Raw genomic sequence first — 11,184 nt, 5'->3', positions numbered from 1 at the left:
GGAGTCTTTCCTACGGATACTTCTCTCTTAAAGATGGCTTATCTAGCAATAATAAATATAACAAAGAAATGGACAGTAAGAACCCTTGAATGGTCAAAGATCCTTACTCAACTTGTGATAAAGTATGAAAGATTAGCTAAGTACATAAGCTGATTCTTAAACCCATTACAAAAAAGGGGTTTACACAAAAAAAGAGACAGAACCTCTCGTGAGCGCAGCGAACGTCTCGACATTGCTCTTTCTCGATCGGATGGTCTTAGCGGTGAACGGGTACTTGTGCTTGGACGGCTGACGGAGGACCGCTCTTCCAGCGTACAGCTGCTCTTCTCGGGCGGTGGACGGCGAACCGTTGACGGACAACGTTGTCTTCGTCAGCGTTCAGCGGGTCCTTGTTCTTAAGCGTCCAGCGGTTCTTCCAGCGTTCAGCGGGTCCTTGATCTTAAGCGTACAGCGGCTCTTCCAGCGATCAGCGGGGCTTTCCAGACGACGATACGATGTAACGTCAACGATGGACCAATATCGCCTTTTGTCTTTGCCTTGTAAGGTACAATACAAAGGAGACATTCGGGGGGGTGAAAACTTTGCAGTTCAGGAAGATGAGGAGATCGGATAAGGAGCTGTCACTGAACGAAGCTAGTGAAATTCTGAAAAACGCTTCCTATGGGGTATTATCTACTGTAGGTATAGACGGGATGCCCTACGGGATCCCCGTGAACTACACGTACGAAAACAATTGCATTTTCTTTCACTGCGCCACCACCGGTCACAAGCTTGACAACCTTTCTCAAAACCCCAATGTTTCTTTCTGTGTTGTTGAGTCCTCTAAAGTGATTCCGGAGTCTTTTTCTACGATCTTTAGAAGCGCCATCGCCTTTGGAAGGGCCTCGATACTGGAAGACGATGGGGAGAAGACAGAGGCCTTAATGAAGCTCCTTTCAAAGTATGCGGCAGATTACGTTGAGGATGGAGTAGAGGAGATTAAAAACGCCTTGAAGGCCACCTGTGTTATCCGTATCGATATCCTTCATTTGACAGGAAAATCATCGATAAAGTAGTTCGCAGTCGTTCTCTGGTTTTTCTTGCTCAGTAAAATGGATTGATCGGGTTTGCCCGTATTAAGTATTCTGTCCATTCATCGGAAGCCTATCTAAAGGTTCAGGTATTTGATTTGAATACGTAAAGGCATCTCTTCTTGTTATAATTCCGATGAATGAACTAACTGGAGGCGATGGTTGATGAACAGGAACGCTCTTATGAGAACTATAATTGGAGCCATAATGATTCTGCTTGGGATCCTAATCATTTTTGTCAGATCGTTCACTTTCAATCTCTGGCTATTGTTTATCTGGATTCCTGGGATTTTCATGGAATACAGAGCATTCACTGGACGGGACAAGAATCTCTTTGTGCCTGCAGGCATTTTGCTAACGGTCGCTGTAATCCTGACTTTTAATGTTATTTTCCCGGGCTTCATAATGAGAGGCGGCTGGGTGCTATTCATAGCCGCTCCTGCTGTTGGCCTCTTTCAGTCGTATTTTGCCGGAGTTGAAAAGGATAATGGCGTTCTGGTTGCAGCATCGTTCTTATCGGCAATCTCCATGCTCTTTCTGCTCATAGCACTGGCGCCGAAAGTGCTTGGGATTTTCATAGGAATCTCGCTGCTTGCAGTTGGAGGGTTGGTAGTCTACAAAAATCTGAGATCTGTTAAGAGATAGGAGGAGTCTGGATGAAAGCCATGATTTTAGCAGCTGGCGCGGGGACGAGACTTAAACCGCTAACAAGCAGGCTGCCAAAACCGATGCTTCCCATTATTGAAAAGCCTGTAATCGAATTCATTGTCGAACTACTTGCAAAGTATGATGTGAAGGAGATAATGGTTAACGTCTCACACCTTGCCGGAGTCCTTCAGAGCTATATGAGAAGCGGCTACAGATTCGGTGTGAGAATAGGTTACTCCTTCGAAGGTCACTTTGAGAATGGCCAGCTCGTTCCGGAGCCCGTAGGTTCGGCAGGCGGACTGAAGAAGATTCAGGAAAAGTCTGGATTCTTCGATGAGACTTTTATTGTGCTATGCGGAGATGCTATTGTCGATTTCGATATCGCGAAAGCATACGAGTTTCATAAAGCGAGCAATTCTATGGCAACAATAATCTCAAAGGAAGTCGAGACGAAGAAGGTCTCGAATTACGGAATTATCGTTAGCGATTCTTCGGGAAGGGTTGAGTCCTTCCAGGAAAAGCCACCGATTGACAAAGCAAGGTCTAATCTGGCAAACACAGGTATATATATCTTTGAGCCTGAAGTCTTCGATTACATCCCAAGCAAACAGTTTTTCGACATCGGGGGAGAACTCTTGCCATTGCTTGTTCAGAAGAAGGAGCGGGTCTTCTCTCTGGACACGAAGATCGAATGGTACGATATAGGGCGGAATTCGGACTATCTTGAAATCCTTGGGATGGCTCTAAGAGGTCAAATAAGAGGTTTTGAGCCTTCTGGAAAGCAAGTTACCGAAGGTTTGTGGATAGGAACGGGTTCGGTTCTGGAGAAGTCTACGAAGATAATTACGCCCGTGTTTATAGGTGCGGGATCTCTCGTAGAGAAGAACGTGAAGCTTGAAGGGCCGGTAATGATTGGATCCAACTGCAAAATCCACAGCGGCGTTGAACTGAGTAACGTCTTTGTGGGAGACTATACGCGGATCAAACCCGGTTTCAAGGGAAAGAATTTATTGATCACATCTGAGTACTACGTGACAGTAGACGGGAGCGGGGGAAGTATCGCCGACTCGAATCTCAAGAATTACATTTCGGATGTGAGGTCTTTGGAAGGCAACTCCACTGTCCACTAGAGAGCTATCTTTAATCGTGCTACAATTGTCCATACGTTTTTTTGAGGAGTTGCCTTATGTTGAAGATAGTCAAAGTCAGGAGTCAGCGGGACAGGAAAGAATTCATAGATCTTGCCAAGAAGTTTTATTTTGATTTCCCGTTGTGGGTCCCTCCCCTAAGCCACGAGATTAAGGCGGTATTGAAGAGCAAAAGCTCACAGCTCCTTGCGAACGGTCCACACGATTTCTTCCTTGCCAAAGAAGGAAATATCGTTAAAGGAAGGATCGCAGTGGGCATCGAAGAGGTAATGAATAGTGCGAAATCTGTCGAGCATGCATACTTCACGCTCTTTGAGTCGGTAAACGATAGGGCCGTTGCCGACGCCTTGCTTAGGACTGCCGAAAGCTGGGCAAAGAGCAAGGGCATGAAGTATCTGAAGGGACCTGTTTCCCCTACTAACGGCGACGATTATAGAGGGCTACTGATAGATAACTTCGAAAATCCGCCTGCCGTTATGATGCCTTACAATCCCCCATACTATGTTGACTTTTTTGAAGACTTCGATATTTACTTGAAATATCTTGCCTTCAGATACGATCTTGAGCAAGTCATATCCGAGCGCGAGATAAAGTTTACCGAGATCGCAATGGATCGCTACGGGTTCCGCGTTGAAGAGGCCAATTTCAAGCGGCTAAAGGATGTCGCCGCGGATCTTCAGAAGATCATGGAAGAAGCTATTCCGAAGTGGGAAGAGGACGTTCTTCCTCCCACATATGAAGAACTGTGTGATATGGCCAAGACACTCAGGACGGTAGCCGATCAGAGAATGGTAATCATCGCGAAATCAGGAGAAAGGCCAATAGGGTACTTTGTTGCGCTGCCGGATTTCAGCCCGCTCATTCGCGAGATTGACGGCAAGCTATTTCCCTTTGGGTGGTACAAGCTGCTTAGTAAGAGAAAGTCTCTTGAACGGGTGAGGGCGGCGATACTCTTTGTCGTTCCCGATTTCAGAAACAAGGGCGTGCCTTCGGCCATGTTCTTGAGAGCGTACAGAAATATCCAGAATATGGGTTTCAAAGAGATCGAAGGATCATCCATCAGCTCAATGAACGCCAGGATGATCGCAAATGCCCGGCGCGCAGGAGGCCAGGAGTACAAACATTACATAGTCTACGGAAAGAGTCTGCTGAAGAGACCGCTTTCACTCAGTGAGATATACGGGATTGCTGCGAGCAAGTTTGTTCCAAAAGTCCAACAGACTCCTGAAACTCTTCTGCAAAGGATCTAAACTCGTTGGAAAGTTCCGATGTGCAGGGCTTCCGATCGTCTATGAATTCGAGAAAAACAAAGAGTTTCTTGTATCTGGTCAGGTACGTGAGATCCCTTTCGCTCTGAAAGTTATCTGCGCTGAACGCCGTAATGACTTCGTACATTAGAGTTGATGGCGAGTAGGGAGCCAGTCTATCGATCTGGAGAAAGGCAGCCATCTCTTCGAGCATTCCGGTAACGAGATGACAGGTTCTCGAGTAGGGCTGCTTCACAATGCTTTCCAGCCAGGGAATGAATTCCCGGTAGTAGTGGTATTCTGCCGTCTCGCCTTCGACACCTACAAGCCCCAGAAGTCTTAGCGCCTCAATTCTCGATTCTTCTTCTAGTGAAAGAAAATGGGCTCTCAAGGGATCCTCATCTCCTAGAATGAAATAGCTATCACCCCGCAGAACACCGAACTTCTTCATTGTATCGAGATAACCGCAAATAAGATACTTCTTCGAGACCTCAGGATCAAAGGTCATTACTGTCCCAAATTGCTCTGAAGGTTCTATCAACGTGACCTTCATTCCATCGGTGAAGATGTTTATAAAAGCGAGAGCTTCTCCAAAGTAGATTCCAATAAGGTCGACTGCGACAACCTCTTCGTGGCCTCTCTCCTTTGCCATGAAAAGAGGTAAGTTAGAATAGACGCCTCCGTCTATGAAAACCTCTCCGTTTATCTCTTCACGCGCGAAGGCGGGAAAGTTCGCGCTTGCCAGAACAAAATCGACCAGTTTTCCCTCCGGGATGAGGTCTTTGTACATTGCGTAAGGTCGCAAGCCACTGAGAGAGTAGAGAACGATTCCAAGTTCTATATTGCTTGCTCTCACCTTTTCCTCAACGATCATTTCTTTCATCTTGGTTCTCATGGGTTCTATGTCTATTCCATTTTCGGAGGTGAGAGTTCTCATTGCCGAAGCTAGCTCCATCGCATCGAGGCCCAGGAGATTTCCCTGGATCAGTTCGTACAAATGAGGAGAGGCATTCATAAGCTCTTGGTAATCTATGCTGCACCACACATCTCTCGCAGCCTCAAAGCCCTCACTGATAAGACCGGCCGCGTTGATTGCTCCGACAGAGGAGCCGTAAATGGCATCGATTTCCAAACCGAGATCAAGCATGGCTCCGTAAACACCGATTTCGTAAGCACCTCTACCTCCACCGCCAGAAAAAACCACAGCGACCGAGACAGCAGTGACCGCAAGTAGAACTACCGAGAAAACTAGAAGCGCTCTCCTCATTTCTCTTCCCCCAGATTTCTCCAAAGTTGTATGAAGAATTTGATGATATTATTATACATTGGAAAGGAAGAGACTCAGAATCCATATTTAATGAACCAATCACGAGTTCTCTCTCGAAATGGTGTATCATATTAAGTTAGTTTACCGGACTAGTGAGGCGATTGTTTTGATAAGAGACTTCCTGAAACACAACTGGCCAAGGTACCTTTATGGCGCTATTTTTCTTATTCTTGTCGATTTGCTAATGTTGATTACTCCAAGAGTGATTGGATTGATAGTAGATGAAATCAGAGGTGGTGCCCAGGACCTAGGTTTTGTCAGACTGCTTATATTTGCCGTTATCGGGGTTGCCTTCGGACTTTTTATAACGAGATTGTTCTGGCGGGTCTTCATAATGGGGGCGGCAAGAAAATTCGAGTACTACACTCGAAAGACTCTCTTCGAGAAGCTTCTGACGCTTCCACCAACCTTCTATGACAGGACGAGGGTCGGCGATCTTATGGCCAGATTTACGAACGACGTGAATGCCGTAAGAATGGCTATGGGTCCTGCGATTGTCATGATCATAGATGCCTTCTTTCTCGTAACTGTAACGATCTTTGCAATGGGGCTTTTCACGAACTGGAATCTGACATGGATCTCAATCGCTCCGCTTCCGGCGCTGGCTATCGTTTCAACCTTCTTTGGAAAGATGATTCATAAGAGATTCAAAATGGTCCAGGCATCCTTTTCCGATCTTACAGATACAATTGAAGAGTCCATCTCAGGAGTCCGGCTTATAAAGAGCTACGGAATCGAGGACCTTAGAAATGGAACGCTCTCCGATAAGTCAGATATGTATGTAGAGAAGAACATGGCTCTTGTAAGGGTCTGGGGAATGTTCTTCCCGTTGATTCAAACTCTCTCTATGCTTGGTACTGTGCTGGCGACATTGTTTGGAGGACGCATGGTAATACTGGGTCAGATAACTCTAGGAGAGTACATCACGTTCACTTCGTACCTGGGAATGCTGATCTGGCCGATGACGGCCTTTGGCTGGGTGATCAACATCATCCAGAGAGGACGCGCCTCTTACAGAAGGCTTATGGAAGTCCTTGAAGAAGATAACAACATAACTACCGATGACCCTGTAAAAATCGACGAATTTGAAGGTCATATAGTCATGAAGAACCTCACCTTCACCTACCCGACCGGAAGCAGACCTGCCCTTGAAAACATTGATTTCGAAGTCAGACCCGGCTCTAAGATAGCCATCGTCGGAACCACTGGCTCGGGAAAGTCGACGATTGCAAAATTGATCGCCAGGCTGTACCCCGTTGACGAAGGGATGCTGTTCATAGATGGAGTGGATATAAATAAACTGGAACCTAAGGCGATAAGAGAAAATGTTGCTTACGTTCCGCAGGAGACCTTTCTCTTCTCCGAGACCGTTGGAAACAACATTCGTTTCGGAGACATGGGAATATCCGACGAAGAAGTTAAAAAGTACGCGAGCATCGCCTCGATTCATGAGGATATCGAAGGCTTCAGCAATGGGTACAAAACCATTGTGGGTGAGAGAGGCGTGACCCTTTCGGGAGGTCAGAAACAGAGGATTTCTATAGCGAGGGCACTCATAAAGGAGGCACCGCTCGTTGTGCTCGATGATTGCCTTTCGGCCGTCGATACCGAGACTGAAACGGAGATTCTAAAATCCTTGAAGGACTCCGAGGACACCAGATCGATAATCGTCATCTCTCACAGGTTAAAGGCCGTGGTGGATTCCGACGAGATTTATGTGCTCCATGAAGGCAAGGTAGTCGAGAGGGGCGTACACTCCGATCTAGTTCAGGGCGGAGGCCTTTACCAGAGGATGTACGAGAGACAGATGTTAGAAGAAAAGCTCGAGGAGGAATAGCATGGCCGAAAACGTATACAGCGAAGTAGAAGAGAAACTTAAGGTTGAAGACTGGCGAGTCGTCTTCAGGCTGTGGAAGTATACGAAGCCCTATGTCGCTATTCTGATTCTCAGTTTGATTTTGATCGGAGCCTCTTCGGTGCTTGATCTCCTTCCACCACTCCTGATGAGAAGAGCAATAGACAACTACATGGACAATCAGTATTCGCTGGTCGTGGTTGAAGAAAACGGTTCCTTTAGCTTCGCTGAATCCGATGAAGGAGTTTTCTATCTCCAACAGGATGAGTCGGGTCTCTACAGTGTGACCGACGGTACGACAAGTTATCCGATAACCGAAGAACAACTCAGAGACTTGAGGGTGCAAGACCTTAACGGGATAGGTCAGATAGCAATCTTCATGATCCTGATCCTCGTTTCGCTTTTCTTCGTCAATTACGGGCAGGTCTATGCAACATCCTACATGGGACAGAAGATAACTCATGGTATCAGGGTGGACCTCTTCCGGCATCTTCTGAGAGTGCCGATGAGGTTTTTTGACACGAATCCCAGCGGAAGATTGGCGACTAGGGTTGCTAACGACACGCAGAATCTTGCCGAGTTCTTTACAAGCGTCATTACGTCGATGGTGAAAGACGTCCTCCTGCTGGGAGGAATCATCATAATAATGCTTAACCTATCTACTTACCTGGGATTGATCACAGTGGCCATTCTTCCGATCATTGCGGGAGCGATCTTCGTTTTCCGTTACTTCGACAGGATAGCCTATAGAAAGGTGAGAACGCGCCTTGCGATAATCAACGCCTTCCTTGCCGAGCATATCTCCGGCATGTCTATCACCCAGGTCTTCAATCAGGAAGTTAGGAAGAAGAGCGAGTTCGATTCGGTTAACAAGAGCCACCTAAAGAGCCTTATGGAACAGCTCTGGGTATTTGCCATTTTCAGACCGCTGTTGGATCTTCTTTATTATGTGACCATAGCTATCGTTATCTGGTTTGGCGTAAAAAGCATTCTGGGAAACACGCTGGCCTTCGGAGTGCTTGTTGCCTTCATTTCGTACATCGATATGTTCTTCCGACCGCTGCATGACATCGCAGAAAAGTACGACATTGTACAGAATGCGCTTGCCTCGGCCGAGAAGATCTTTAAGCTGATGGACGAGAACGAAGAGACATACAATCCCGATAAGGCTGCCACGAAGGCGCTCGAAGGAAGCGTTGAGTTTGAAAATGTGACCTTCGCGTATGACGGTGAGCACAAAGTGTTGAAGGACATCAGCTTTGGGGTGAAACCGAAGGAGAAGATCGCCTTCGTCGGCGAAACTGGAGCCGGCAAGACCTCGATCATCAGCATTCTCACCGGACTGTATAAGATTCAGGCCGGCCAGATAAGGATAGATGGCAAGAACATCTACGACTACAATCTCCAGAGTTTACGTAAGAAGGTTGGAGTTGTACTACAGGATGTCTTCCTCTTCTCAGGAAGTATTCTCGATAATATTCGTCTCTTCGACGAGACGATTTCGAGGGAGAAGGCTATAGAGGCTGCAAAGTACGTCTATGCTCATCACTTCATTGATCGCCTTCCAGATAAATACGATTCAGTAATCCTTGAAAGAGGGGGCACATTGTCTGCCGGAGAGCGACAGCTGATTGCGCTTGCCAGGGCCGTTGCCTTCAATACGGATATTCTTGTTCTCGACGAGGCGACTGCGAATGTCGACACAGAGACAGAGGCTCTAATTCAGAAGGCTATGGAGAGAATTTCAAAAGAGAAGACAATGATCACGATCGCTCACAGGCTCTCCACCATAAGAAATGCAGACAGAATAATGGTGATTCATAAAGGTATGCTTGTAGAGTCGGGAACTCACGATGAGCTCCTCTCAAAGGGAGGAATATACTCGGATCTCCACAGACTGCAGTACGAGCTTGGAGATATCGCTTAGGAGTCTGATCTCTTTTCCTGGTCAGCGCCGTCTTTGGGTTCTTCGGAAGTGTTCTCTTCGATGTCGCTTGTATCCTCCAGAGAGGCAGGCAGGTCGAGCTTCAAAGGCTCGTCCTCAGGTCTTCTCTTTTTAGGCCTGAGTTGAAGCATGGGGAATTCATACGGTCTCGTAGCCATTCTTCTTCCCACAGTAGACATGACGTTGAAGAAGACCTGAGGTACAGTCTTAATCTTTGTCGTCTGCACTCTCTTGAGAAGAAGAAACGCCATGAACCTGAAGAAGGAGCCCAGCAGGAAGATCACCTGAATGCCGTAGAAGTCTACTCCCAGTATCGTCATACTCTTTCCCTTCAAGTACGAAGCGACAAAACCTCCTAGGAGAGAGCCGGCCAAAGCACCCAGACCATTCAAGAATGCCTGAACGGCCACATAGGATTCCACCGAGTGACCCCTGATCATCCCCATCATCATGGTGAAGACACACAGGTTAATTGCACTCCAAACAACTCCCGTTACTACGGCATCGACAGGTATTAGTATAGCAGCCGTCTGAGGGGTGACAAAAATCCACATAAGAGCGAGAATCGTTGCTCCAAGTACTCCAAACTCCGCAACCGACTGGTGTCCTATCTGGTCGGATATCTTGCCCCAAACAACGTACATCATCATGGAGGCAAGTGAGGCGACTATACTCATAACACTCAGATACGAGTAGCTGATCTCGAGGTTCACAAGCTGGTGGTAGGCGTAGAAAGGTCCGGAGATAGTAATTGCAAAATTCCATACTACAGCGAACTTCAAGTACTGCCTGAATCTGAGATTGGCAAAAACTTCCTTGAATACTCTTCCCTGGCCAAACGTCTTCACTGGAGGAGCATAGTGGCTCTTGAGAAGAACAATCGTTATTACTGCAAATACACTTGCCATAGAAGTTACAATGACAAATCCCAAAGAACCCGTATAACGATCCAGTATAAACGAGTACAATGGAGTGATAAGCATTGTGCCCAGAGAGAGAATCAGATTACGTCTACCAAAATATTTGCCTGTCTTTTCGGGATCGATGACGTCTCCCATTATCGAAGCCCAGAAAGTGCCCACAAGAGAGTTACCAAACGCAACTGAAGAAAGGAGAATCAGCAGCAGCGATTGCGATTTGATCCCCAGGGCAAGTGTAACGGGAATAAAGGCAAGTGGTATCCTCCCGATAAGTGCGCTGAAAAGCATCGCCTTTTTCCTGTCCTTGAAAAACTTCATCACGAATGGCGCAAGCAGCTGAACTAGTTGAGCAAGCGTAGGGAGAACTCCAATTATGGCGATTAGCATCTCAGAAGCGCCGTATTCAAGAGCTAGACCGGTTACTATGAAGCCTTGAGTAACCAGAAAGGCCATGTTGAAGAACGACCCCTCGAAGATCGCACGTCTTCTAGTTCTTCTGTATTCCGGTTTGTTATAACCCAGGTAGTCGTCCATTGACTCTCCCGCCAGATCAAAATCAGCTGATTCACTTGAGAGTTTATCATTGAAAGCACCGCGTATGTGGCACTATCCCAAACTCTTTCGTTTCATTTTCTGTACACAGATAGTAAAGGGATGCAAGGCGCCGAGGAACATCGACGCACACAAGGCTGGCGAAGATCACACCGGGTCGCATTGCTGCCTTCGGCAGGAGGCGAGGCCCGAAAGAACATCCGGGGAAGTGATGCGGCGAAGAGCATCGCCGGAAGTGAGGCTCGCTAGCGCGAGGAAGTGATGCCCGGAGAAACGTCCGGGGAAGTGATGACGCTTCGCAGCAGGCCTCTCAGGTCAACCGTCAACGGTCCACCGTCCTCCGAGAAACGCATCAGTTGCAAGTTCCATGATGCAAGTTGAATAAGAAAGGTTATCCGTTATCGGTTCACCGTTCTCCGAGCAGAGCTTCAAGACCTATCAAGCTCTTTGGATGATGATCTTAAGTCCTCCC

The 11,184-nt window shown here is 47.1% G+C and carries 8 protein-coding genes; 6 read left to right on the top strand and 2 right to left on the bottom strand.

From position 1 onward, the window contains the following. Window positions 1–581 precede the first annotated feature (581 nt). From V512_RS12425 to V512_RS12410, 4 genes are all read left to right on the top strand, one after another. Window positions 582–1,055 (top strand): pyridoxamine 5'-phosphate oxidase family protein, encoded by a 474-nt coding sequence (locus V512_RS12425; RefSeq protein ID WP_207759768.1) that lies wholly within the window; start codon window positions 582–584, stop codon window positions 1,053–1,055. 180 nt (window positions 1,056–1,235) lie between these two features. Continuing rightward, entirely contained in the window at window positions 1,236–1,715 is a 480-nt protein-coding gene (locus tag V512_RS12420) for a hypothetical protein (protein WP_243392430.1), read from the top strand. An 11-nt stretch (window positions 1,716–1,726) separates the two neighbouring features. Continuing rightward, window positions 1,727–2,848, top strand: coding sequence for an NDP-sugar synthase (locus tag V512_RS12415; RefSeq protein WP_099830773.1), 1,122 nt, complete (start codon window positions 1,727–1,729; stop codon window positions 2,846–2,848). Between the two features lie 56 nt (window positions 2,849–2,904). Next, window positions 2,905–4,116 carry a hypothetical protein gene (locus V512_RS12410; RefSeq protein WP_099830772.1) on the top strand — a complete coding sequence of 404 codons (1,212 nt, stop codon included), beginning with the start codon at window positions 2,905–2,907 and terminating at the stop codon, window positions 4,114–4,116. On the opposite strand, the gene V512_RS12405 is transcribed toward V512_RS12410, so the two are convergent. Further along, the gene (locus tag V512_RS12405) at window positions 4,034–5,380 is read right to left on the bottom strand and encodes a patatin-like phospholipase family protein (protein ID WP_099830771.1); all 1,347 of its coding nucleotides are present in this window, start codon (window positions 5,378–5,380) and stop codon (window positions 4,034–4,036) included. The genes V512_RS12410 and V512_RS12405 overlap by 83 nt on opposite strands. Window positions 5,381–5,546: 166 nt before the next feature. On the opposite strand from V512_RS12405, the gene V512_RS12400 reads away from it, so the two are divergent. Both V512_RS12400 and V512_RS12395 read left to right on the top strand, forming a co-directional pair. After that, on the top strand, window positions 5,547–7,277 hold the full coding sequence (locus V512_RS12400; protein ID WP_099830770.1) for an ABC transporter ATP-binding protein: 1,731 nt from the start codon (window positions 5,547–5,549) through the stop codon (window positions 7,275–7,277). 1 nt (window position 7,278) lies between these two features. Beyond that, entirely contained in the window at window positions 7,279–9,222 is a 1,944-nt protein-coding gene (locus V512_RS12395; protein ID WP_099830769.1) for an ABC transporter ATP-binding protein, read from the top strand. Here the strand turns inward: V512_RS12395 and V512_RS12390 are convergent. After that, window positions 9,219–10,694, bottom strand: coding sequence for an MFS transporter (locus V512_RS12390; protein ID WP_099830768.1), 1,476 nt, complete (start codon window positions 10,692–10,694; stop codon window positions 9,219–9,221). The two genes, V512_RS12395 and V512_RS12390, sit on opposite strands and share 4 nt — an antisense overlap. Window positions 10,695–11,184: the final 490 nt, after the last annotated feature.

The sequence above is a fragment of the Mesotoga sp. Brook.08.105.5.1 genome (genome assembly GCF_002752635.1).
In the GTDB taxonomy this organism is placed as follows: Bacteria; Thermotogota; Thermotogae; order Petrotogales; family Kosmotogaceae; genus Mesotoga.
Note: the sequence above shows the minus strand (reverse complement) of the source record. Positions and strands in the feature narration are given on the sequence as shown.